This is a genomic window from Pelosinus baikalensis (genome assembly GCF_020819555.1).
Taxonomy (GTDB): domain Bacteria; phylum Bacillota; class Negativicutes; order DSM-13327; family DSM-13327; genus Pelosinus; species Pelosinus baikalensis.
On the sequence record NZ_JAJHJB010000008.1, the window covers coordinates 121,941 to 145,284 of the forward strand.

19 protein-coding genes, 2 tRNA genes, 2 pseudogenes, 1 riboswitch and 1 other annotated feature are annotated in these 23,344 nt (G+C 39.1%); of the genes and pseudogenes, 5 read left to right on the forward strand and 18 right to left on the reverse strand.

Annotation, left to right across the window (positions count from 1 at the left end):
* A partial coding sequence (locus tag LMF89_RS08305) for an SBBP repeat-containing protein (protein WP_229534631.1) occupies positions 1-446 on the forward strand: 446 nt, incomplete at its 5' end.
* A 234-nt stretch (positions 447-680) separates the two neighbouring features.
* Here the strand turns inward: LMF89_RS08305 and LMF89_RS08310 are convergent.
* From LMF89_RS08310 to LMF89_RS08320, 3 genes are all read right to left on the reverse strand, one after another.
* Positions 681-839: a hypothetical protein gene (locus tag LMF89_RS08310; protein WP_229534632.1), complete on the reverse strand. Its 159-nt coding sequence runs from the start codon at positions 837-839 to the stop codon at positions 681-683.
* Positions 840-1,113: 274 nt separating this feature from the next.
* On the reverse strand, positions 1,114-1,431 hold the full coding sequence (locus LMF89_RS08315) for a type II toxin-antitoxin system RelE/ParE family toxin (protein WP_229534633.1): 318 nt from the start codon (positions 1,429-1,431) through the stop codon (positions 1,114-1,116).
* Positions 1,415-1,702: a type II toxin-antitoxin system prevent-host-death family antitoxin gene (locus LMF89_RS08320; RefSeq protein WP_229534634.1), complete on the reverse strand. Its 288-nt coding sequence runs from the start codon at positions 1,700-1,702 to the stop codon at positions 1,415-1,417. Before LMF89_RS08320 ends, LMF89_RS08315 begins: the two co-directional genes overlap by 17 nt.
* 555 nt (positions 1,703-2,257) lie before the next feature.
* On the opposite strand from LMF89_RS08320, the gene LMF89_RS08325 reads away from it, so the two are divergent.
* Complete coding sequence (locus LMF89_RS08325; protein ID WP_255711087.1) at positions 2,258-3,097, forward strand: MBL fold metallo-hydrolase; 840 nt, start codon at positions 2,258-2,260, stop codon at positions 3,095-3,097.
* Between the two features lie 101 nt (positions 3,098-3,198).
* On the opposite strand, the gene LMF89_RS08330 is transcribed toward LMF89_RS08325, so the two are convergent.
* A complete protein-coding gene (locus LMF89_RS08330) occupies positions 3,199-4,569 on the reverse strand; it encodes an aminotransferase-like domain-containing protein (RefSeq protein ID WP_229534635.1) in 1,371 nt (456 codons plus the stop codon).
* Between the two features lie 195 nt (positions 4,570-4,764).
* Here LMF89_RS08330 and LMF89_RS08335 point away from each other — a divergent pair, with 195 nt between their 5' ends.
* Positions 4,765-5,757, forward strand: coding sequence for a DMT family transporter (locus LMF89_RS08335; RefSeq protein ID WP_229534636.1), 993 nt, complete (start codon positions 4,765-4,767; stop codon positions 5,755-5,757).
* A 71-nt stretch (positions 5,758-5,828) separates the two neighbouring features.
* Positions 5,829-6,017 carry a 4-oxalocrotonate tautomerase DmpI gene (gene dmpI, locus LMF89_RS08340; protein ID WP_229534637.1) on the forward strand — a complete coding sequence of 63 codons (189 nt, stop codon included), beginning with the start codon at positions 5,829-5,831 and terminating at the stop codon, positions 6,015-6,017.
* A 297-nt stretch (positions 6,018-6,314) separates the two neighbouring features.
* Here the strand turns inward: dmpI and LMF89_RS08345 are convergent, their stop codons facing one another.
* Positions 6,315-6,797: a JAB domain-containing protein gene (locus LMF89_RS08345; protein ID WP_229534638.1), complete on the reverse strand. Its 483-nt coding sequence runs from the start codon at positions 6,795-6,797 to the stop codon at positions 6,315-6,317.
* A gap of 786 nt (positions 6,798-7,583) precedes the next feature.
* Here LMF89_RS08345 and LMF89_RS08350 point away from each other — a divergent pair.
* Positions 7,584-8,585 (forward strand): Bug family tripartite tricarboxylate transporter substrate binding protein, encoded by a 1,002-nt coding sequence (locus tag LMF89_RS08350; protein ID WP_229534639.1) that lies wholly within the window; start codon positions 7,584-7,586, stop codon positions 8,583-8,585.
* Positions 8,586-8,655: 70 nt separating this feature from the next.
* Here the strand turns inward: LMF89_RS08350 and LMF89_RS08355 are convergent, their stop codons facing one another.
* The 13 genes and pseudogenes from LMF89_RS08355 to LMF89_RS08415 form a co-directional block, all read right to left on the reverse strand.
* Positions 8,656-9,018 (reverse strand): hypothetical protein, encoded by a 363-nt coding sequence (locus LMF89_RS08355; protein WP_229534640.1) that lies wholly within the window; start codon positions 9,016-9,018, stop codon positions 8,656-8,658.
* 161 nt (positions 9,019-9,179) lie between these two features.
* Positions 9,180-9,584 (reverse strand): annotated as a pseudogene (locus LMF89_RS08360) (IS66 family transposase); the annotation flags it as partial.
* A gap of 450 nt (positions 9,585-10,034) precedes the next feature.
* Complete coding sequence (gene secA2, locus LMF89_RS08365; RefSeq protein ID WP_229534641.1) at positions 10,035-12,383, reverse strand: accessory Sec system translocase SecA2; 2,349 nt, start codon at positions 12,381-12,383, stop codon at positions 10,035-10,037.
* The gene (locus LMF89_RS08370) at positions 12,313-12,780 is read right to left on the reverse strand and encodes a hypothetical protein (RefSeq protein WP_229534642.1); all 468 of its coding nucleotides are present in this window, start codon (positions 12,778-12,780) and stop codon (positions 12,313-12,315) included. The genes secA2 and LMF89_RS08370 overlap by 71 nt, the downstream gene beginning before the upstream one ends.
* 756 nt (positions 12,781-13,536) lie before the next feature.
* Positions 13,537-15,483 carry a threonine--tRNA ligase gene (gene thrS, locus LMF89_RS08375; protein ID WP_229534643.1) on the reverse strand — a complete coding sequence of 649 codons (1,947 nt, stop codon included), beginning with the start codon at positions 15,481-15,483 and terminating at the stop codon, positions 13,537-13,539.
* Between the two features lie 48 nt (positions 15,484-15,531).
* Positions 15,532-15,787: a binding site (T-box leader), on the reverse strand.
* A 236-nt stretch (positions 15,788-16,023) separates the two neighbouring features.
* Positions 16,024-16,098 (reverse strand) — tRNA-Gly (locus LMF89_RS08380).
* Positions 16,099-16,261: 163 nt separating this feature from the next.
* Positions 16,262-17,974, reverse strand: a complete 1,713-nt coding sequence (locus LMF89_RS08385) for a methyl-accepting chemotaxis protein (protein ID WP_229534644.1) — start codon at positions 17,972-17,974, stop codon at positions 16,262-16,264.
* Positions 17,971-19,035: a sensor domain-containing diguanylate cyclase gene (locus LMF89_RS08390; RefSeq protein WP_229534645.1), complete on the reverse strand. Its 1,065-nt coding sequence runs from the start codon at positions 19,033-19,035 to the stop codon at positions 17,971-17,973. The genes LMF89_RS08385 and LMF89_RS08390 overlap by 4 nt, the downstream gene beginning before the upstream one ends.
* Positions 19,036-19,130: 95 nt before the next feature.
* Positions 19,131-19,280, reverse strand: a complete 150-nt coding sequence (locus tag LMF89_RS08395) for a hypothetical protein (RefSeq protein WP_007954780.1) — start codon at positions 19,278-19,280, stop codon at positions 19,131-19,133.
* 49 nt (positions 19,281-19,329) lie between these two features.
* Positions 19,330-19,417, reverse strand: a riboswitch (cyclic di-GMP riboswitch).
* A gap of 183 nt (positions 19,418-19,600) precedes the next feature.
* Entirely contained in the window at positions 19,601-20,452 is an 852-nt protein-coding gene (locus tag LMF89_RS08400; RefSeq protein WP_255711092.1) for a PucR family transcriptional regulator, read from the reverse strand.
* 9 nt (positions 20,453-20,461) lie between these two features.
* A pseudogene (locus tag LMF89_RS08405) lies at positions 20,462-21,102 on the reverse strand (PAS domain S-box protein); the annotation flags it as partial.
* Positions 21,103-21,307: 205 nt separating this feature from the next.
* Entirely contained in the window at positions 21,308-23,005 is a 1,698-nt protein-coding gene (locus LMF89_RS08410) for a methyl-accepting chemotaxis protein (protein ID WP_229534647.1), read from the reverse strand.
* A gap of 205 nt (positions 23,006-23,210) precedes the next feature.
* Positions 23,211-23,286 (reverse strand) — tRNA-Val (locus tag LMF89_RS08415).
* Between the last annotated feature and the right edge of the window lie 58 nt (positions 23,287-23,344).

Below are 23,344 nucleotides of genomic sequence, written 5' to 3' on the forward strand. Positions count from 1 at the left end.
TCACCAAATTAAACTCCACCGGCAACGCCCTTGTCTACTCCACCTACCTCGGCGGCAGCAACTCTGATACAGGCTTAGGCATCGCGATCGACACATCCGATAACGCCTATGTCACTGGATTGACTGAATCCCTCGATTTCCCCACCACCCCGGGCGCGTTTCAGACTTCCGAAGGCGGAAGGGACGCTTTTATCACCAGATTAAACTCCGCCGGCAGCGCCCTCGTCTACTCCACCTACCTTGGAGGCAGCAGTTCTGATATAGGCAGTGGCATCGCGGTCGACTCATCTGGCAACGCCTATGTCACCGGATCGACTCAATCCACCGATTTCCCTACCACCCCGGACGCGTTTCAGACCTCGCTCAAAGGTCAACAGAACGCTTTTGTGGCAAAGCTACAGACATTTCCAAACGGTACCCTTACTTTTGGAATAAAAATAGACTAATTATATCAATTGATACAATGTAGGGCAAGTGCTTGCAGAGCTTTTACGTATAACGTGTGGATATCCAATAAAATGTTCCATTACAATCAAAAAATGATGTCAATCTTTTCTCAAAGATTGACATAAACTTTTGTTTTTTTCACTGTCTACTTGACATGAGGCACTTCATTTAGCGGCCAGGTTTTTGTGCCAAATGATTTTAGAAAGAATTGAACTATAATGAGAAAAGCGCCGCTAGGGCGCTTTTTTATTATTTTCTACTATAGTCCTACTGGTATCAGAATGAATACTGGTTTTTGCATTCAATGCGGCATAGGCAGTTGTAATGTTAGGGAAGGTATTCCTTTTTGCAGCTTTAGCAATAGCTTCATTTGATGATTTCTGTTCAGACATACTCGCACCTCCTAGTAAGAGTGTGTACTGCGTTTTTAAAAACTATTCAGTTATTATGGAGCGCGGACAAAGGAAAAAAGGAACATGGGAGTACTTGCTTTTGTCTACAGTCTGACAGCTTCATAGAGAAGCTGTTTTTTGGGCTTGAAAGTCCATAAACTCAGGGCATGTGCAGCTTACATTTTCTATCCAGTCCACGTCTTCCATCTTGTAATAATGCGAATCGGTCCGCAAAATGGTCCGCAGATATAGTACACTCTATTGTATATCTAACTTATAACAGCCAGCTATACTCCTGCCGTGTATCCAAAATTGCATCCACATACACAGTATTTTCCTTAATTTGATAAACTAAAAGGTACTTTTTTTCAAGCAGAAGTTTTCGATATTTCCCTTCAGAAATCATCGGGTCAGTCAACCACGGACTCCTTTCAGGAAACTGCTCTAATGATCTAGTCTGTTGCTGAAAAGCATCAATAAGCCGCAACGCTGCTGTTTCACTAACCTGTGCCAGAAACCGGGTATGAGACACTAACATTTGTGTGGCTTCATCAGAAATGACAACCGTATACTTTTTATTTTCGCTGCCCATCCAGAACCTCCCGGACAGCAGCTTTCATCATGGTAGATACTTCGTCTATGGAGTGACCGGACTTTCCTTTCAGCCTGCCTTCCTCAGCGGCAAGCAAATTTTCTCGCAGTCGTAACATGCTTTCCCGTCTTGCAAAAGCTTCAATATCCATAACCACAAGATCACCCTCACCGTTCTTCGTCAGATAAACAGGCTCCCCCGAACGTTTGCATAGTGCAGATATCTCATTGTAGTTCTTACGAATTGCCGCAGAGGGCTTTATATTCATCATGCAAATCATCTCTCCTTAAATAGCAGTAATGTATCCTTATTATATGCTTATTTTACTACCAAAAATCAAACTCGTCTATAGTAATTGTGTGTTTCCTGTACATCGGCTTTCACTGATGTACATTCCGTTCTAACTATAAATTCAACTATTAAATCTTATCTTTAGATAGTTATAAGGCAAAAAGTACCGCCCTACCACTCAAGGTAAGACGGTACTTCACATTCTTACTATTAATATTTAATACAAGCTAGTAAAGCGACGTATTCCCGTGGGGAAATTCTATTTAGCTTTAATTAAATAGAGCACAGCTTTATTTATTGGTCGATTTTCATTGGCTGTTGGGACAACAAGACTCGCGTCAAAACCTCCATTTAATAGAATAAATTTATTATCATGTTGCCACTTTCTTTTATTTATCTGTTGTAATTAGAATAAATACCATGGCAAAAAGTGTAAGCAAAGACTTATGCAGCCACGGAACGGGCAGGAGTTTGCATGAAGTACCATATTACCGCTAAATACGCAAACTACTGACCTAAAGAAGGAGGATTAAGAATGAAGTGTACTATTATCGTGGATAATTCAGCATCTTTACATGGTGGGCGTCCATTTTTAGCAGAACTCGGGTTCTCATTACTTATCGAATATGACAACCGTATGATCTTATTCGATACTGGATCTTCGCAAGCGTCAACCCATAATCTCAGTTTGCTTGGCATCCACCCAAAGAAACTTGATGCCCTGGTATTGAGCCATGGACACATTGATCATGTCGGAGGGCTGCTTAAACTTCTACAGGTTGGAAAAAAGCAGTATCCTCTATACGCCCATCCTGGAATATTTTCCCCTCATTACATCATAAGGGGAATTGCCAGAGATTATTGTGGTCTTCCGTATACACGTGTACAACTCTCTAGTCTCGGCGTCGACTGGCGACTCTCCGAAGGCCCACAGGAAATAGCCCCCAACCTATGGTTAAGCGGTCAAATTCCTCGCAAAACTAGCTTTGAATCGGTAGGTAAACAATTAGTTACTATCGATGAGGATGGTAAAGAGTCTCACGATTTGATTGCTGATGATACGGCTCTTTTCTATGCTGGCAAAAAAGGACTGGTAGTAATCAGTGGCTGCACTCATTCCGGACTTGTTAACACCATTCAATATGGACTTGAAATCACTGGTGCCAAAAGACTGTCAGGCTGGATTGGGGGCACACACCTCGGTCCTGCGAAGGAACAACAGATCTCTGAAACTATGCGCAGCATCGAGGAGCTAAATCCAGATTTTATGATGACGGGTCACTGCACAGGTTTTGCCGCGATGTCGGAATTATCCAGGCTCTTAGGCAATCGCTTTATTCCTGGATTGGTAGGCACCGAGATTGAGCTGGAGTAATTGTACATTATGCAGCAATATCCCAGCAGCGTTCTCGCTTACTCGAAACAGGAGGAACTCTTCCAAAATGAATCCCTCATTTTAAACCTTGCAGTGGCAACTTAAAGCGGCATAAGTGTTCTTTTGGATATCTTGGCGGCTTTTAGTTCTTGAATTGCACGGAATAAAGCCGATAGGCCAAGTCGTATCTGCGGTTCAGGGGTTTTTCCCAGACTGATTCGGAAAAGGTTAGAACGTTTATAGCCGGAAATAAAACAGGATTCTGCATTCAACAGTTGGACATTATCCAGTGCAAGACGCGGAACCAGTCTATCCGAGGCGAAATTGCTGTTTGTTGTAAAAGAAGCAAAAAAACCATTTTCTGGGATCATCCAGGTAATGTCACGATCCGTGTTCTGTGCAGTCAGGGTTCGTAAGCATTCCATTCGATCTCGGTAAATTTTTGTAAGGCTCTTCCGATGATTCGCATACATACCGCTGGTTATAAAGATTTCGAGAGCCGCTTGCGACAGTGTCGGACTGGCAAGATCAATCCATTTTTTGTACTCCAGGAACGGGTTAAGAAGTTCCTGGGGTAATACAACCGTGGCGAGGCGGAGCCCGGGCAAAAAGGTTTTCGAGTAGCTTTTGAGATAAATCACGTTGTCAATGCCGCTAAAAGCATACAGGGGATCCGCTTTGTGGTCCGTATCCAAGTCAGCGAGACAGTCATCTTCAACAATATATACATTATATTTTTCGGCCAGCTCGACCAGCTCTTTTTTTTCTGCATTAGTGTAAGAGAACCCAGTGGGATTATGAAAACGGGGCATTGTATAAAAAAACTTGATGCTGCCGTTGCGAAAAATTCGCTCCAAGGCGTTTTTATCAAGGCCATGTTCCGTTCGTTCGATACCAAGGACGGAACACCCGCTTAGTTCGAGGGATTTGATAATGCCATAATAGGTTGGCTGTTCAATGAGAATTTTTTTTCCCCCATTAGGAAAAGGCATGGAGGTCAAAAGGGATATGGCTTGTTGGGAGCCCGTCGTTATGGCGATTTTTTGCCAGTCTGTAAAAATCTGATAATCTTGAAGCTGTTTGGCGATTGTTTTTCTCAGTTGTTCCATACCTTGGGGATCGCAGTAGGAGAATAAATCTTCCTTATAAATGCTGATTGCTTGATTAATGCAATGCTGAAATTCCTTATAGGGCAGTGTCTCGCTGCCTGGAGCGACGGAAGCGAAATCAATGATTTTTTGGGACTGTGCAGAGGGCTGAAGATGATTTTCCACGAGATAATAGCCGCTGCCAGGGACTGGATAAATGATGTGGCTCCGCTCCAATTCCCCGTATGCTTTTACGACCGTGCTTGTACTGCAATGAAAGGCTTCGGCTATTGCCCTGATGGGCGGCAGCCGATTACCAGGCTTGATCTGACCGCTGGTGATTTCAGCCTGCAGATACTGGATGATCTCACAGTACTTAGTCAATAGGAATTCCTCCTCCCAATTGTACTACTACAATTTGCAGTTTGTTTAATTGATTGTTGAATGTGTAGTATATATACTGGTATTGTACCACGAATGATGGAAAGTGTGCATAATGCGTTCGTAAAAAATGTCAACCAATCTCAGCTATCAGAATCGTTAAAAGGACTGTAACAAAGACGAATAGGAGGAATTATAATGCCGAATTTTTTGCAAAAATATGTGACGGGAGACAATCCTTTCTTTAGAAGTAATGTATTAGCCAATCTTGCTATGCTTGTGTTAGTACTTCTGTGGGGAGTATCCTTTAGTATTATTAAAATTGTGGTAAATGAAGTCCCTCCCATCACATTGGCGCAAATTAGGTTTCTTATTGCCACGATAGTACTTTTTACTATTTTTAAAAAAATTGAACCTTCATCTAAACCGCAGAAAGCAGACCTTTCCAAGATCGCATTGGGTGGTTTTCTAGGAATCACTCTATATTTCTATTTACAAAATACTGGGGTTAAACTAACTACGGCATCCAATGCTTCTCTCATTGCTTCCTTAACTCCTATCCTTGCAATCACTATGGATGTCATAATATTTAGAACCAAAATCTCAGCTGTTCAAGTACTGGGAATCGTTTGTGCTACAATAGGTGCCTATTTGGCTGTTACGGCAAACAGGCAGGTGGATTTCAGTTCTGCAACTTTTCAAGGAAATCTATTTATGGTTGCTGCGATGTCTTCATGGGCACTGTATACTTTGCTTAATAAATCACTGCAGAGTAACTATTCCGGGTTGTGTTTGATCACCTATCAAATGTTGTTTGCAACACTATTTTTGACTGTAATGTCTTTTCTTGAGTACGACCAATGGCGAATTTTCTCACTGGAAGCCTTTGGCTATATTCTCTTTTTGGCGGTTTTTTCTTCCGCTCTGTGTTATTTTCTCTATGGCTATGCGTTGAAGAAATTAGATGTTACAATAACGACGCTTTATTTAAATCTTGTCCCCGTCGTAGGGGTTTTCAGCGGATGGTGTATTCTAGATGAAACAATTTTACCTATACAAATTTTGGGCGGAGGAATCATTATTTCTGGCATACTCATTATCAATTGGGGGAAATTCACATCGTCCTCAAAGCGGGTGAAACAACAGCTTTTCGATGAATTCGAGGAAGTGGTGAAAAAGGGAAACAGATAAATGCCATGAAAATTTGCATAAAAATCATTAGTGTTTGACTAAAATTGAGAAAAAGAAGGGAGATGAAATAAATGCCTGCAATTATAGTCGAGGGTATTCCGCTCAGCCTAGATCAAAAAAGGGACTTAGTAGCTGCTTTAACCAAGTCGGCAAGTAGTATTATGAATGTTCCCGAACAATCTTTTCAAGTTTATATCAAAGAAAATAGTAGAGAGAACATTGGTGTGGCTGGAATCTTAGTATCTGATAGAAACAAATAGTGAACTCATCCGCTAAAGCTGGACTTCGGGACTTCGATGGGGACTCTACCCCACCTGAAGCACGCTAGGAGAACTCCCACTTATAGAAGTAGGAGTCTCACTAAATGGATAACAAAGTATTCGGTCCAGTAACAGACCTCTAAAATCAAAGGATATTTTATCCCGCAATTCGATCAGAAAATAAGAAGTCGAAATTGGGCTTTACTATCAAAACCCAATTTCGACTTCTTTGTGTCCTTCTTTTTCCTAGCTTCTTTGCTGCCAAGGATACTATTTCATGTATGAATCTCTAACGCGTTAATGGGGCATTTCTTCAGACAGTTCTGGCAGATCATATATCTTACAGGGACAGGGATGTTGTTTTCTATAACACCGCTCATCGTCTCCAACGACAATGTGATCTAAAATTGGTATGTCAAGTAATTTACCCGCCTCAACCAACTTTTGGGTTAAACTTAAATCTTCTGAGCTTGGCGCTGGATCTCCGCTAGGATGATTATGCGCAATAATTATACTGGCCGCATTCGCTAGTATTGCCACTTTAAAGAGTTCACGAGGATGTACGATTGAAGCATTTAAACTTCCGATACTAACCGTATGTAAAGCATTTACATTATTTTTAATATCAAGAGTAGCCATTACAAAAACTTCTCTGTCAATAGTGCCTATAAAATCGCGCAAAATTTGATATATATCCCGTGGACATGTAATCCGTTTATATTCATACTTGAAGTTTCTTTCTTTCACCATTTGTGTTGACACAACTTGAATATGTTTCATTACATTACCTCCAATGAGAGAAAACAGGATAGAGCCAAGTTACAATTAGTCTAATGCAACTATCGATCTATACCGTCCCCCTGCAAATGTTTTTTTGACACGTCACATGGTAATCTCGAAGGTGCTTTTCAAGGGCGCGGCAGCGTTTATATACCCTTGAAAAAGTAAGCCGTAGAGGATTATAATGTGAGTTTCAAAAAACATTGCTTGGAGTAATTGCCTTTCTCGAAGAAAGGCTTCAAAAGGATCGTGCTTTTAGTGATACATCTTTTGGTGGCCGTCCAACGCGGTGTTTTTTTATTTCAGGCATTTATTGAATCTCCTTTATCATTTATGCAAGTAATATTCGTGTTCTAAATGCCCGCTTCTGCAAATCTTAACAGACTACCCGGATAGTGTTAATTTGCAGACGTTAAAACTTCGTCATCAAATTCTTTCACCATATTTCCCTTAGTGCTACATCATCCTACAAGTCTTAGTTCTAACTGCCATTTTAATTTCTCCTTTCAAAAATAAATCATTATATAATTGTAACATAATTACTTTTGTGTAAAAATTTTACTTTTTTGGAGGATTTTGATATCATATGGATAATTATAGCAATTAAAAGTAATTTAAAAAAGGAGATTGTTTTATGGACTATAAATACTTATTGTCAAATACTGAAACAGAAGCATTACTTGCATTAAATTCCCTATATATATATTATTTTTACTATGTACCGTGAAAAACATATGGGAATTTGGTCGAGAAATTATAAACAAAAAAAGGAGGAGAAATAAGAATATGAGATATAAAAAGTTTTATATTGTGATTATATTTTTTTTATTAACATCAATGGGGGGATATGCGTATATGAAAAATGCATTAGTAAGTGCTTCTGAATATCCTAATAAGCCAATAACAATGATTGTTCCTTATAGTGCGGGAGGAAGTATTGATATGACAGCTAGGATGATACAAAAGGGAATGGCTAAACATTTTAATCAGTCCGTGGTAATTTTAAATAAGACTGGCGGAGCCGGAACAGTAGGTTGGAACGAACTGGCCGGATCTAATCCAGATGGATATACTATAGGGTTTACAAATATTGATATAACTTGGCAACCACTTAACGATGAAGGTAGATATAATTACGTTACGGCATTACAACCACTTGCTCAGACTGCAGCAGGATCGATGGTAATTTCCGTTCTTACCGATCAGCCATGGCAAAACATTAATGATTTAATTGAATATACAAAAGAACATCCTGGCGAAATTAAATATGGTCATCCTGGAATTGGTACTACGAGACACATTTTAGGTGAAATGTTTATAAAGGCAACGGATGTCGATATCATGCAGGTGCCGTTTAGTAATGGAGAATCAGAAGCACTTGCGGCCTTCTTAGGCGGGCATGTTAAATTATTAATTTCAAGTCCTGCGTTAATAAAAGAATTTGTAAAAGAGGGCAAAGTAAGAGTATTAGCAGTTTCAGATGAAACGAGGTTATCTGACCCGGTGTTTAAAAACATACCAACTTTAAAAGAGCAGGGAGTGAATGTTGCATTGACTAGTTGCTGGGACATGGTAGCAATTCCTAAGGAAGTGCCAAAAGATGTAAAAATCAAACTAGCCAAAGAATTAGAAATAGTTATCAATGACCCCGAATTTAAAGAAGATATGAAAGAGTTTGGGTTAACTGTTAAATATTTAGGTCCAGAAGATTGTACAAAAAAATGGATTACAGATCATATACAATTTGGAAACGTTATAAAAGAACTAGGCATTGCACAAAGAAACTAATGATAGGCACAAAACAAAACCGGATTACCTATTATAGGTAATACTCGGTTTGACTTTTATTTTGCATATTTTACTCCCAAAATTTCCACCAAGGTTTTTCCAGCCTGATTTTCATTTGTTGTATATTTTGAGACTGACGAAGCATTTTATCAAGCATTTCGTCACTTTTTTGATTCTCTCTATTAATGGCTAGCTGTTGTAATCTATTAGCCTCTTGATTTTTAGTAATTTCCTCGCGTTGACGTTCTTCCATTTGTCTCATTTCATTATAAAGAGGAGTTACTGCTTGGTTAATAGCCTGAGCTACCACTGTTTGTATTCCTTCTGTAATTGCCTGAGTAAATTCCGTTGGCGTTACTAGGAATTTCAGCAACATCTTTAATGACTGAAGGACCAACAGCAGATTTTGGGGTGTCGCCAATATTTCCGACAAAAACCACGTTAAAACAAAATATTTAAAGAAATCATTATTTGCCCACTCTTTAAAAAATGTTTAATCTACTTTAATTATGTTCGAACCTACAATTTCAACTCATGCATTGTAAGCGCTAAATAACTAGGTGGATAGAAAAATAGCAACCACTGAGATATAATTTAGTGGTTGCTTCCTTGTTTACAAAGTTGTTGAATTTCTGGATTCCATGGCAAATAATCTTCCAAAAATTCAGGATGCCGTTGGAACTGCACTCCAGGAAGTTCCTTGAAAATGAAGTGCAAATAGTTATAGGGATTTAATCCATTTACTTTTGCTGTTTCAATCATGCTGTAAACAGCTGCACTAGCAGCTGCTCCTTTTGGACTGCCGCTGAACAGCCAGTTTTTGCGGCCTATGGTAAAGGGGCGAATGCTGTTTTCAGCCAAATTATTGGAAATGCAGCAGTTACCATCTTTAAGATAATTCATCAGTCCTTCTTTTTGGTTCAGGGCATAATTCACCGCAGCTCCCAGCTTGGATTTCGGCAGGATCTGATCTTTTATGGAATCAATCCATGCCCAAAAAGTTACGCTTACAAAGAATATCCTATGCTTTAGATTAAATCTCTTTTTAAAATCACTTACATTTGAGTCTAGTTATTACCTAGTTTTATACAGTCCATTTAGTTTTTTATCGTTATTCCTGGTTAAATGGTCCGCAAATCGGTCCGCTACTGCTAAAAATAACAAAAAAGCCTTCCGACAAAACGTCGGAAGGCTTGAATATACTGGAGCGGGTGAAGGGATTCGAACCCTCGACCCACGGCTTGGGAATTCAAATGGGTTGTTTTTACTGTATCTATATAGTCCTATAAACCCTATGTAATCAAGGATTTTGGCTTATACTAATATCTGTATTACTACTCAGTCAACATGGTTTTATATGTTATTGCCCTCCTAATTGCCTTCCTCTGTAATATTCTTGAGCCAATCCTTTTGGGAATCTAATATCCCCGTTTTTATTTTTCATTGTTCTCAAAATAGGAACGTTCCCATTTTAACTTTTATCTTACCTATAGCAGCTTTAATCAAATTGGGTAATCTGCTAAACTGATTCGAGCTGTCGTTTATAAGATAGGTCCAGGTAGCTGAAGGTCCCTTGAGTCCTGCTTTTACCATATCAATCCCGTCTTCTCCGATTGCAACAGTATTAAATGTCCTAATTATTTCAGAATCAATCTTGTCCATCATCTCATCAAAGGCTTCTATCGCAATTCTGTGAAACTCAGTAAGAGGGTCTTTCTTGCCAATGGCAACCAGATGTATGCCTTCACGTTCATAACTAATATAATCCAAATAATCAGCCCAACATTTGTTTATATGATATAGGGTAATCTGCTTTTCAACTTTTCTTAAAATGTCCTCCCCAACCTGAGCCTGAAGTGCACAGTAACGGTCAGCCGCTTTTGATGATAAAACATCCAATGAGATCTTATTCCATAGAATATCCTGACGCTTATTATGAATAATACGGCGCTGCTGTTCTATGATAAAAGAGTATTTCCATAGTTGCCTTCTAATATCGGAATTGTACCCCTCTACAATCCTCTGGCCTCTTATCACCGCGCGCAATATCGCAGGCTCATTTACCGCCCCTTCTTGCTTTTGCGGGAATTCTCTACTCCAAATCAGCTGCCCAATATCATATCGTTTTATAAGATCATCTTCAAGGCTAATAAAAAATCTACTTTCTCCTGGATCACCCTGACGACCGCCTCTGCCTCTGAGTTGGTTGTCTATCCTGCGGCTTTCATGACGATTAGTTCCTAGAACATAAAGTCCACCCGACGCTACCACCTTGTCCCGCCCCTGCTCTTTTTCACCACCCAACTTTATATCAATACCCCTGCCGGCCATATTAGTAGAAACCGTCACAGCCCCAACTTCTCCAGCCTTAGCAATTATTTTAGCTTCCATCTCATCATTTTTTGCATTAAGGATGCGACACTCTATACCTGTTTTTCTCAGTTCAATTGCAAGTAATTCCGATTCCTCCACACTTTCTGTACCAATTAGTATAGGTTGCCCGGTTGTGTGGACTCTTTCAACCTCTAATACTATCGCTTTTTGCTTGGCTTCCTTATGGGTAAAGATTATATCAGAATGGTCTTTACGGATGCATAGTTTATTGGGAGGTATTACTACTACATCCATACAATAGAACTCTCTAAACTCGGCTGCAGCTGTACTCCCTGTTCCGGTCATCCCGGAAATCCTTGAGTACAGATTCAAAAAGTACTGTAGCGCAATAGAACCCATGATCGTACCTCGGAATTCGGATCGTAAACCCTCTTTAGCTTCTACTGCTGCCTGGAGGTTCTCCGGCCAGCGACGTTTGGCGGCTATACGACCGGTAAACTCATCAATAAGCTCAACCTTCCCGTTTCTTACAATATAGTCTTTATCCCTTTCAATTAATACCTCGGCATACAGCTCACAATTGAGCCTAGCCAATAACTCCAAATTCTTGGAATCATAAAGATTACCACATCCAAGGACTTTTTCAAGACGCAAAAGCCCAGAATCGGTGAAATATACATTACTTTTGTATTGATCTATTTCATAATCAATACCTTGCTTAAACCCACGGAGCTTGGATAAGTGAAGAGGATTCTCCTCTTCTTCCTGCACATTCCCCGCAATCACAAGGGGTACTCGTGCTTCGTCAATAAGGATTGAGTCGGCTTCATCCACAATGGCATAATGGAATGGTCTATGGACAAGCTTCTCTTCTTCCATACACAGGAAGTCCCGCAAGTAATCAAAGCCTGCCTCCTTTGCCGTTACATAGGTTATGTTGGCGGAATAGGCCTTCTGCCTTTCGGTTATACTCATCCCTTCATTCACATATCCTATCGTAAGACCCAAAAATTCATATATCGGCCCCATCCATTGGGCATCCCTACGCGCAAGATAATCGTTGAAAGTCAGCACGTGAACGCCTTTACCTTCCAACGCATTTAAATATGCCGACATTACGGCAGCTAATGTTTTACCCTCACCAGTTTGCATTTCCACTATCTTGCCCTTGTGCAGGGCAATGCTTGCAAGAACCTGAGTATCAAACGGGTACATGCCCAATACACGCCGGGATACTTCCCGAACAAGTGCGAAGGCATCCACAAGAAGCGAATCGAGGGAAACTCCTTTGCAGGCCCGACTCTTAAGTTCCGCAGATATTTCCTGCAGTCTATTGTCACTTAAAGAGTCAAACTTAACGGCATTAATTTCTTGTAAAACCTTTCGAAAAGATTCAATATTGTATTCCACTGGGTTTTGGATATTCTGAATCGCACGGATTAGTTGTGATAATTTTTCCAACATAAAAATAATATTCCCCCTCTTCATTTTGAGCATTACAGACATTACCTGCGATTGAATGCTCTAGGAAGTTAGGGAAACATATGGATAATTTCCAAGGATTAATTAGAATCTGAAAAACAATGAGTATTATAAAAAGGCAAAAAGATAGTGTTGCCTCAGATACCATAAAATGCCCGGAAAGCGAAAAGAAATTCTTAGTTAAAAGTCGTAGGCTTCCGCTGACAACTTGCTCAACATATAACCATAGTATTGTAATTCCGAAAAACAGTCCCAATAACCTTCTTAAATCAGAAAACTTCATGGGTCCTGATTTTAACAAAAAAACACCAGATATATATCCCATTAAAATTATAGGAATGATTATATATAATGTCATTAAAAGCACAAAAACTATCATAAATTGTATCACTCCACTAATAAAAAGAATATTATTGCACTGTTATATTTCTCTCTCCACCAAATTATTCCTCTCAAATTGATTTTTAAACTTTCCTCATTTCCAGCTTGAGGTTTATCCCCTATTTGTGACAAATAAATAATGTTACTTTAATGGACATGTCACCAATGATACGTGGAATAAATATTTAACTATATTCCATTTATAATAATATCCAATTGAATGAAAATTTATTTGAGTCTGGTAAAGGCGAGGAAAATCAGTCCCTATCCGTGCAAATCATTATACTAAAGTCCTCTGCACGTGAATAAAACTCATCTAAACATAACTTATTGCCTTCCTGCACACAAAAAAGCCTTCCAAGCTAATGCCTGGAAGGCTTGAATTTACTGGAGCGGGTGAAGGGATTCGAACCCTCGACCCACGGCTTGGGAATTCAAATGGGTTGTTTTTACTGTATCTATATTGCCCTATAAACCCAATGGAATCAAGGTTTTTGGCTTATTCTAGTATCTGTATTACTACTCAGTCTACATGGTTTTATATGTTATTGCCTTCCTAATTGCCTTCCTATCTAATACTCTTAAGCCAATTCTTTTGGATAGCGTGCAAAAATATCCCTTTATCCCTCCACTCAACTCCAAATTCACCTCACAAAAACAAAAAATCATGCAGTCGTGAAACCGCATGATTACTGAACTCTTGTAAGAGGACAAGGAGGGCAAATCATTTCTAACATACTCCTCCGTCCATCAATTACCTTTTATAAAATATCTCTCCTGAAATTAAAGAACGGAACTCTTCAATACTCATTACTATAGTTTCACCGTTTTTACGGTTTCTGACAGCAACGACATTTTCATTTTGTTCTTTATCACCTAGTATAAGCATATATGGTACTTTCCCTAACTGGGCTTCACGAATTTTGTAGCCGATTTTTTCACTCCGGTCGTCAATTTCAACTCTTATATCTTCATTTCTTAATATTTTCAGCACTTTATTAGCATATTCATGATTTTTCTCAGATATGGCTAAGATCTTTACTTGAACAGGTGCAAGCCACAGAGGAAAGGCACCAGCATAATGTTCAATCAACGTTCCAACAAAGCGCTCCATTGAACCAAGCAAAGTTCTATGTAGCATGATAGGTGTATGTTCTTTACCATCAGAACCGATATATGTCATTCCAAACCGCTCAGGTAAATTCATATCCAGTTGAATCGTTGTTCCCTGCCATTCCCGTCCCATTGCATCCACTGCTTTTAAGTCAATTGCGGGACCGTAAAATTTAGCACCGCCAATATCTTTCTTAAACACGATTTCACGATCACTGAGGATCTTTTCCAGTGTGCTTTCTGCCAGTTGCCACACGGGTTCATTGGCGAGGTATTTCTCGTTATCCTGAGGATCGCGGACAGAAAGATATACGTTAAGTTTGTCATAACCAAATGCTTTATTCATATCAAGGGCAAAGTCAAGAACGCTATTGACCTCATTCACAAACTGATCTTCTGTACAAACAATATGTGCATCATCCTGAGTAAAGCCACGCACACGCAACATGCCATGCAAAGTTCCTGATTTTTCAAAACGATATACACTACCAAGTTCGCACCAGCGAATGGGAAGTTCTCGGTAGCTGCGAGGTCTTGTCTTATACATCCGCACATGGAAAGGACAACTCATAGGTTTTACATAATAGTTTGTATTTTCCTCTTCGTCCTTGGCTGCCATTTTCATTGGAGGATACATACCTTCCGCAAAATGATCTAAATGCCCTGATGTTTCCCAAAGATTGCTTTGACCAATATGGGGAGTATAAATATACTCATACCCACGCCTACGATGTTCTTTACGCCAGTAAAACTCTATTTCCTCACGGACAACAGAAAGCTTAGGGTGCCAAAGGATAAGTCCTTGACCGATATATTCATCAATGGAAAATAAATCAAGTTCTTTGCCAATTTTACGATGGTCACGTTTCTTCGCTTCTTCCACTGCCGTCAGATAGGCGTTCAACTCAGACTGCTTAGTAAATGCTGTCCCGTATATACGTTGGAGCATTTTGTTTTTGGAATCACCTCCCCAATATGCACCTGTACAGGAAGTAAGCTTTATTGCCTTAATCATTCCGGTATTGGGAAGATGAGGACCTGCACAAAGATCAATAAAATCCCCCTGTCGATAAAAAGTGATCGGCTCGTTATCAGGTAGTTCCTTAATCAATGCTGCTTTGTACGGTTCATTAAGCTGCTCTACAAGCTTTAATGCCTCCTCACGAGGAAGTTCAAAACGCTCCAAAGCAAGATTTTGTTTAATTATCCCTTTCATCTCTGTTTCCATTTTACCTAAGTCATCAGATGAAAATGGCAGATCTGAGTCAACGTCATAATAAAATCCATTTTCTATTGCAGGCCCAATGGCAAGCTTTACCTTTGGATAAAGCTTTTTGATAGCTTGAGCAAGAACATGGGAAGCCGTATGACGTAGCACTTTTTTACCAGCTTCATCGTTAAATGTAATCACATTTAACGAACAATCTGCATTCACGGTGGTTGTTATATCCACCACCTTTCCGTTAATCTCAGCAGCAAGGGCTTCTTTAGCGAGGCCTGAACTGATTTTTTTCGTAATTTCAGCACACGTGGTCGAGACTGCCACCTCGATTTGATTTTCATTCTTTAGCTTTACACTAATCACCATCAACACCTCTTTCTTTTTTATAATATAAAAAGCCCTCGCCCCTGAAAAATCAGGGGTGAGAGCTTTTTATCACACGGTTCCACCCTGCTTATGCCCAATGAAAAATATCCTTTGAGCATCGCTTTAAAACCTCGATAACGCAAGGTGTGCGGCTATGCTTAATTGAAAATGAAAAAATCATATCCGTTCAGCACGCAACTCAAGAGTGGTCTTCTCTGTTAACTCCGAAAGGACGCTTTCAGCCGGTGGCATCCTATCTCTGCTCGATTTTATTAACAGATACTCTCTCTATCACGGTTTTTATTTATTAAATATGTATACATTGTAGTATAAAAAAGTACATCTGTCAATTTAACAATTTTTCATCCAGGATTTAAATTGTAACCATCTGCTACTTTTTTAGTCTCAAAAATAGAAACAACCCGAGTAGCTGATGATACTAAAGCCCTCTGCATGTAAATGAAATTCTTCTAATAAATTTTATTGCCTTCCTGCATCTAAAAAAGCCTTCCGACAAAACGCCGGAAGGCTTGAATTTACTGGAGCGGGTGAAGAGATTCGAACTCTCGACCCACGGCTTGGGAAGCCGGTACTCTACCACTGAGCTACACCCGCACACTATATAAAAAGATTGAGGTACTGATAGAGCCTTCTTTTGCTCTGTTATGACTGCTTAGTATCCCAACGCTAATTATTATACCATATGCGTACAATAATAGCAATGAGTGGCGATAAATTCCTATTTTCATCACATGAAGTGCGTTTCTATTTATTTAGGTTAAACCTTAAACTTAACAATTTCCAATTGCAGTTTTTCAGCTAATTGTGATAATGCGTCACTGGCAATAGCAATTTCTTCAATGGATGCGGTTTGTTCCTCTGTAGAGGCAGATACCGTTTGCGTCTTGCTCGCAGTTTTATCGCTAACCCCGTCCAGTACTTCCATGGATGATGCCACCTGCTTTGCTCCTTCTGCTATATCGTGAATTGCAGCGACGGTTCTTTGAATCTCATCAGTTACGTGGTTTACTAACGTAGCAATTTCAACAAAAGTATCTCCTGTTGCATTAATATTTTCCGTTCCTTGCTTAACCGCCAATGTGCCTTCATCCATCGCATGTACCGCTTTTTCAGTGTCTTGCTGAATTTCACTAATTAATTGTCTGATTTGCTCTGAGGCAGTTTCAGATTGCTCCGCTAATTTTCTTACCTCCTCTGCTACTACAGCGAAACCTTTACCATGCTCACCAGCCCGTGCAGCTTCAATAGCAGCATTTAGAGCAAGCAGGTTGGTTTGATTTGCAATATTGGCTATCGTACTTACAATTTGTCCTATTTCTTTAGACCTGTCTCCCAATTTATCAACAAGCCCCGCTGAATTTATAACAGTTCTCTCAATATCATTCATCTGACCGATCGTAGCTTTGATGGATATCACACCTTCCTGTGCTGCCTTAGCGGTCTGCTCAGATCGTTCCGCTGCCAATTTGGTATTATGAACAGCCTGCTGCACGCTCTGGGACATGTTCTCAACAATTTCTACTACATGATTAGTTGTACTATATTGTTGATCCGCTGCAGCTGCTACCTCGGTAAGGACAGCTGCAATTTGATTCGCCACCTCCGAAGATTGGCTGGCACTTGCAGTCAATTCTTCTGATGATGCCGATACTTGTTCTGTCGTTAATGCAACTTGGCGAATAAGCTGGGCTAAGTTTTGCGTCATATCATTTACCGTGCCTGCTAACTCTCCTAGTTCATCCTTACTACTGACTTGAATCCTCTGGGTCAAATCCCCGCCGCTATTGGCAATTTCCCTTATTTTTTCTATGATATTCTGCAGAGGAGCTACGATTGTTTTTCGTGAGAATAAATATGCAAATACTAATGATATAAGCATGAGAAGCACATTGATCATAATAATGCCATTTATCTCACCGGCAATGGCTTTTTCTACATCGTCTATATAGACTCCCGAGCAAATAATCCATCCCCAAGGCTGAAACAATTTCACGTAACCTCGTTTCATAGAAGCCTCAGTTTCATTTGGCTTGGGAAACCAAAAGCTACTGTAATAGCCCGAGTCCTTGTGCTGCAATGCTCCTTCTATATAATTCTTAACCATATAATTACCCTTTGCATCCTGGGTGTTACTCCTATTTTGTCCTACCGTTTCAGGCTTAGTGGCATGCATCAGATTAATATACTGTTCATTATCAATCCAGAAATAACCATCACTGCCGTAGCGCATTTTACTGATCACTTCTTTTGCTCTTTCTTGGGCTTCTTGATCTGCCATCACGCCGGACTTAGAAAGGGTGTAATAATATTCTACGGTGGAATGTGCTATTTCTACATTATTTTTTATTTGAATGTCCTTTTGCAAATAAATGTTTTCTTTTGTTTTAGGAATGATATAAAAGCAACTTATGAGAACAAATAATATTGTGGGTATTACACTTAATAACATTAATTTTTTGTTTAATTTCATGCTATGATTCCTCTCCCATCGACTTCAAAAATGTCTAGTTCATCAATCCTCGAAGTAACTTTATTTTTTCCGGTTATTTTACTTTGGTACATGGCACGATCCGCCTGCTGTAACAGTTCAAAGACAGTGTCACCATCTTCTGGAAAACAAGATATGCCAGCACTAAAGGTAATATGATTTTCGCTGTTGCCTCTTCCTATAAAAGTACTTTTCTCAACGCTTTTTCGTACTTTATTAGCAAATGCTACGGCCTTTTTCTTATTGGTATGTGGGGCTAGTATTACAAATTCTTCTCCGCCAAACCGTCCTATGGAATCTGATTTTCTACAACTTTTCTTTAAGATCTGTGCAAAATCACACAAAAGCTTATCACCTAAAAGATGCCCATGAGTATCATTAAACATTTTAAAATTATCGATATCAATAAAAATTACACTCATCGCGCTAGAATATCTTTTTGACAATAATAATGTTTTCTCGAGTACTGAGTTTAAAGCATTCTTATTATAAATTTGTGTTAGATAATCATACATCGCCTGTTGCTGTAGTGAATTAACTAATTTAACAATCTTTATAGCTTCACTAGCTTGTAAACCAAACATATTCAAGAGAAATACTTCTTGTTCTGTAAAGGGCTCTACCTTTTTTCTCATGACAGTGATAGCTCCCGTGCTGCTTTCCTGCCCCTTTAATGGTACACATACTATGGATCGTATCCCTTCCTTATTAGCAAGTCCGCTAGTATTCCATTCTATCGCTTGAGATATATCGCTATGTATATAAGGCTTACTTTCCGATACGACACAGCCAATTACCCCCTCCTCAAGACGAATCGGGGGGTCATTGATGTAGCTTTTTGAAAGTCCATAACTTTTCACAATTGTAAGGTGTCCGCTTACAAGATTAAAATCTCTAATTACAACTGCGTCAGCTCTTGTGATAGTAAGAGCTGTTTTGGCAATATACTCCCATATATCATCCACTCCATCATAGCTCGTTAGGCGTTGTGAAATGAAAAATATTTTTTCCAGAATCTCCTCACTAGGTAAGGTAGAAAGCATCTCTTACACCCCTAAATCCCTATACTTCTTTGCTATTGACCAGCCCGACGAATGGGTATGGCTACGATGCGAAGAAAGTGAAAATCCCCATAGCATCAAGTTTTCTTTGCATCTGGAATATCATTAATAACTAGCTGTTCTTTATTAATTGCTTTAATATCTTGGAGAATCTCAAAAATATCACAAATTAGTTCATCTAATTCCTTTCCAATATCACCAATTTCCAAATTCTCCTCTTCTTTCATCAAAAATCCCCCTCAATATAAAAAAACCGACAGGTACATCAAATAAACATGATGCAACCTGGCAGTCATAGAACAATTGTATCGTTAGACCCAAGGCTTTGCGTCCCTGCCTTTCGGCAGGTTTGCTTATAATTCTAATGTATAGCTGTTCATGTCATTTTGCGATGTATGCTAGTTTTCTGATGGAATATTTGACGAAAATTAGAATTACACTACTATTGGCTACTCTATAAGTATAGTCTAGTAGTAAGGGATATTCTATTATCTCCATAAGCTAAATTTCCAATAAAAAAATATCTTATCATTATCCCTATAAGATATTAGTTATGGACTTTAATAACTTGATTTACAAGGTGCAATTTCAGTGCTACTCCAAGGGCGAGTCTTGTCTCAAAAGAATCAAGGGATACTCCTAATATTTTTTCAATACGCTGCTTGCGAAAAACAACTGTTTTGGGGTGCAGAAACATTTTTTCCGCAGTCTTTTTTAAATTGGAGTGCTGCAATATCTCCTCTAAGGTGGTTACAAGGTTGGTTCCCTTTTCTTCGTCATAACGAATAAGAGTACCAATTTGCTCTTTAACAAATTCCTTTGCACCTTCATTACCAATATTTTTAACTAAAAGCTGTAAAATTCCTAAGTCTTTATAATGAAAAATACCATCTTCCTTGCCTTGACATTGTGCCGCCACGGTAGCACTCCATCCTTGCCAGTAAGTCTTCCTAACACTATTTAGGCCTGTTTGTACATTACTAATTCCAAGCACGAGTTTTAGTTGAGAATCATATTGATAAATCTTCTCTAGTAGAGCATGAGCAAACATCATACTGCTTTCCACTGTTGCGTGTTCGGCGTTCCCCCCTTGATATAAAACGCCTATATCATTTCTACAATTCCATACAATGCAGCCTTTCTCATTCCCCAACACTTCAATAATATTATTCTGTTCTTTTTCCCTGCCAATAAAGTCCTTGCTAACTAATAAACAACAAATTAGGGGACGAGAAAAATCCAACCCTAACGTATGCATATAATCTTTTATTCTTTCATCTACGCTGGTAGTTCCCATTACGATATCATTTAAAAAATCACTTCTGCGTCTAAGTTCATAGGCTAAATGAAGCATTTTCTCGGTTTTTCGTTGAACTGTAATATCATGTAAGGTACCCAAGGTACCGGAGATATTCCCATATTGATCCTTTGTAAGTCGAGCGTATACCTCGATCCAGCGAAATTCACCATTTTTAGTAGAATAACGAATTTCATACCGACTATATGACCGTTTCTTTCGATTATGGATTGGAACTGTTTATAATGAAATTCCTGATCATCTGCATACACATAATTCAAAAAAAATTTTCCGATACTTTCCTCTATCGTAAAACCTGTAATCCTTGTCCATATAGGACTTAAGTAAGTCCAACATCCTGTTTTATTTGTTTGAAATATGACAACTTTTACATTATCAATAATTGCTTTATGCTTCTTCTCTAAATACAGCAGCTTACTTTCTAGGTTATCAATATATTTTACTAATTCTGTATTGCTCAATTTATATTGTTTTCCTGCCTCTTTATCAAAGGACTTTTCTTTTAATTGATTTTCTTTTTCAAAAATAGAAGCATCCTGAGAGATTACCGTTTGATAAAAATAGGGGAATAGTACACTCTTTCCGATACCTAACTCACGTATGATTTTTTCATAGTTATGATGTAAAATAGCCGCTTCACGTTTGAATTCTTCAGTAAGAACCTTTTTTACATTTCCCAAAGGTATGTCCCTCCCCGTTGTGATACTATGTTCTCTTGAATTAGCAACCATTCCTGGCTCGACCAGCTATCCTTAGATGCAATTTTCCTACATCATTATGGATTAAATTACAAAATATCTCATATTAATAATAGTATACTATCCTGCCTTACTTTTCTATAGTTCCCTTATTAAGGTTTCTCTCTCTTTTGTTAATTTAGGCTCGCAAAAAAACTCTGCCCTATAGGCAGAGTTTTTTAGTATTACCTTAATTTCGTTATACTTTAAATTTCTTTACAATCTCCATCATTTGAGTTGCTAACTGAGCTAATTTGGCTGCATTCGTATCTATCTCATGCATACCGGCCGTCTGCTCTTCAGCCGAAGCTGCGACGACTTCAGAACTTGCTGAGGTAGCATGGGCAACTGTCGTAATATTTTCTACACTGGCCACGACTGTCTGGATACCCAGGGAAGTCTCATGCATTGAAGCGGCCACATGTTCAATCTCATTTTTTACCATTTCCATTTTCTCTATAATTACATCAAAACCCTTTTGCGTTGCAATGGTAGAACTTTTTCCCTTGTCAACTTCCTGATTTGCTTTCTTTACAGTAGAAACGGCAAAGTTAATGTCATTTCCCATATTATCAATAATCTTAGCAATCTCATCCGTTGCGCTAGCACTTTGCTCCGCCAGCTTTCGCACTTCTTCAGCCACAACGGCAAAACCACGGCCAGCTTCCCCTGCACGCGCCGCCTCGATAGCAGCATTTAATGCTAAAAGATTGGTTTGGGCGGCAATACTGTTAATTAAATCTACAATTCCCTTTATCTTTACCGATCCTTGATCCAAATTTGTAGTAACAGTCGTAATCTGATTCATGGAAGAGGTAATCGACTCATTTTGCGTAACCGTTTGTGCCAGCAGCTCCATTGCCTTCGCGGCTTCTACTACGGCATTTTGCGCATTGTTATTGGCTTCCGCGGTACTAGCATTAATTTCTTCTGAGCTTGCTGAGATTTCTTCCATCGTAGCAGAAATATTACTAATATTATCTGCATTCTGAGAAGATCCAGCAGCAATGTTGGTTACACTTTCGGCTACGGTTTCTACTGCTTTTAATTGTTCACTCACGGAATCACTTAATTCGATGCTCGTCGAGCTTAGTACCTGGCTGCTGTTGGTAAGCTGGGAAACGAAACCTTTAAGAGATTTTTTCATCTCAATGACGATATATCCCATATCACCAATTTCATCATTACGTGTAGGATAAACGTCTTTCCCTGTAAGATTCAGATTTCCTACCTCAGCTAATTCGTTATTGATATTTTTAAGGCGACTCGCCAAGTTTCTACTGTACCAGACACCCATACAGACCACGATACAGGCTATAACAATACTATAAATAAGAGTATTCCTACCAGTAGCTGTTGCATCCTGCAGTACAGCATCTGCTCTTTCACTTATGTATTTTTGTTGTCGTACATCTAACTTACGAAATTGGTCATCAATATCTTTTACTAAATTTCGTCCTTGGGTTGTGAGCTGCGTTAAATTCGGAGCATTTGCCTTCTTTGCAGCAATAACTTTATCACCTAACACTACATAATCACTTACTAATTTCGCCAGCAGGATTCCATCCTCTTTTGTTTCAGCCATCTTGGAAGTATCACTATATTCTTTGGCCAATTCACTACTCTTCTTAATTTTCTCACGATATCCCTGTTCATAAACTGCACCATCAGGGTAAAAGAGAAAACCTCTCATATCAAGTAATGCTCCCGTAAATTCTAAGTGACCTGTTTTTACAAGATTAGCGCTTACTACATTGTGCTTTACCAACTCCTCGGTGGCCTGACCGCTTGATATAAGCTTATACACCGTAAAACCCAATACAGATACTAATAAAAATATAACGAGAATGAACATACAGGTAAGTTGTAATACGATTGGCAGCCTTTTCTTTTCCATTTCTCTTCCTCCATTTAGATAAAAGTTCGAAAACTCTCTCTATTCTCTCTTTTCCAAATTTACCTATACTAATATATTCTATGTAAAATTACATAATCCTCCAAATATTACATGAATTGTTCGTAACATTTTATCTAATTTGTCGGATTCCATTAGAATAAATAAGAAAACCTCACGTTTTATCAACGTGAGGTTAGTTTACAATTGGTGGGCGATGACAGGATCGAACTGCCGACATCCTGCTTGTAAGGCAGGCGCTCTCCCAGCTGAGCTAATCGCCCGAATTGGTGACCCGTGGGGGAATCGAACCCCCGTTATCGCCGTGAAAGGGCGGTGTCT

What these genes read in the sequence shown, in the direction of transcription:
- dmpI (WP_229534637.1), top strand. Translation starts at nt 5,829, where the DNA reads ATGCCTGCAATTATAGTCGAGGGTATTCCGCTCAGCCTAGATCAAAAA.
- thrS (WP_229534643.1), bottom strand. Translation starts at nt 15,483, where the DNA reads ATGGTGATTAGTGTAAAGCTAAAGAATGAAAATCAAATCGAGGTGGCA.
- LMF89_RS08390 (WP_229534645.1), bottom strand. Translation starts at nt 19,035, where the DNA reads ATGCTTTCTACCTTACCTAGTGAGGAGATTCTGGAAAAAATATTTTTC.
- secA2 (WP_229534641.1), bottom strand. Translation starts at nt 12,383, where the DNA reads ATGTTGGAAAAATTATCACAACTAATCCGTGCGATTCAGAATATCCAA.
- LMF89_RS08350 (WP_229534639.1), top strand. Translation starts at nt 7,584, where the DNA reads ATGAGATATAAAAAGTTTTATATTGTGATTATATTTTTTTTATTAACA.
- LMF89_RS08370 (WP_229534642.1), bottom strand. Translation starts at nt 12,780, where the DNA reads ATGATAGTTTTTGTGCTTTTAATGACATTATATATAATCATTCCTATA.
- LMF89_RS08320 (WP_229534634.1), bottom strand. Translation starts at nt 1,702, where the DNA reads ATGATGAATATAAAGCCCTCTGCGGCAATTCGTAAGAACTACAATGAG.
- LMF89_RS08410 (WP_229534647.1), bottom strand. Translation starts at nt 23,005, where the DNA reads ATGGAAAAGAAAAGGCTGCCAATCGTATTACAACTTACCTGTATGTTC.
- LMF89_RS08335 (WP_229534636.1), top strand. Translation starts at nt 4,765, where the DNA reads ATGCCGAATTTTTTGCAAAAATATGTGACGGGAGACAATCCTTTCTTT.
- LMF89_RS08385 (WP_229534644.1), bottom strand. Translation starts at nt 17,974, where the DNA reads ATGAAATTAAACAAAAAATTAATGTTATTAAGTGTAATACCCACAATA.
- LMF89_RS08315 (WP_229534633.1), bottom strand. Translation starts at nt 1,431, where the DNA reads ATGGGCAGCGAAAATAAAAAGTATACGGTTGTCATTTCTGATGAAGCC.
- LMF89_RS08325 (WP_255711087.1), top strand. Translation starts at nt 2,258, where the DNA reads ATGAAGTGTACTATTATCGTGGATAATTCAGCATCTTTACATGGTGGG.
- LMF89_RS08310 (WP_229534632.1), bottom strand. Translation starts at nt 839, where the DNA reads ATGTCTGAACAGAAATCATCAAATGAAGCTATTGCTAAAGCTGCAAAA.
- LMF89_RS08395 (WP_007954780.1), bottom strand. Translation starts at nt 19,280, where the DNA reads ATGAAAGAAGAGGAGAATTTGGAAATTGGTGATATTGGAAAGGAATTA.
- LMF89_RS08345 (WP_229534638.1), bottom strand. Translation starts at nt 6,797, where the DNA reads ATGAAACATATTCAAGTTGTGTCAACACAAATGGTGAAAGAAAGAAAC.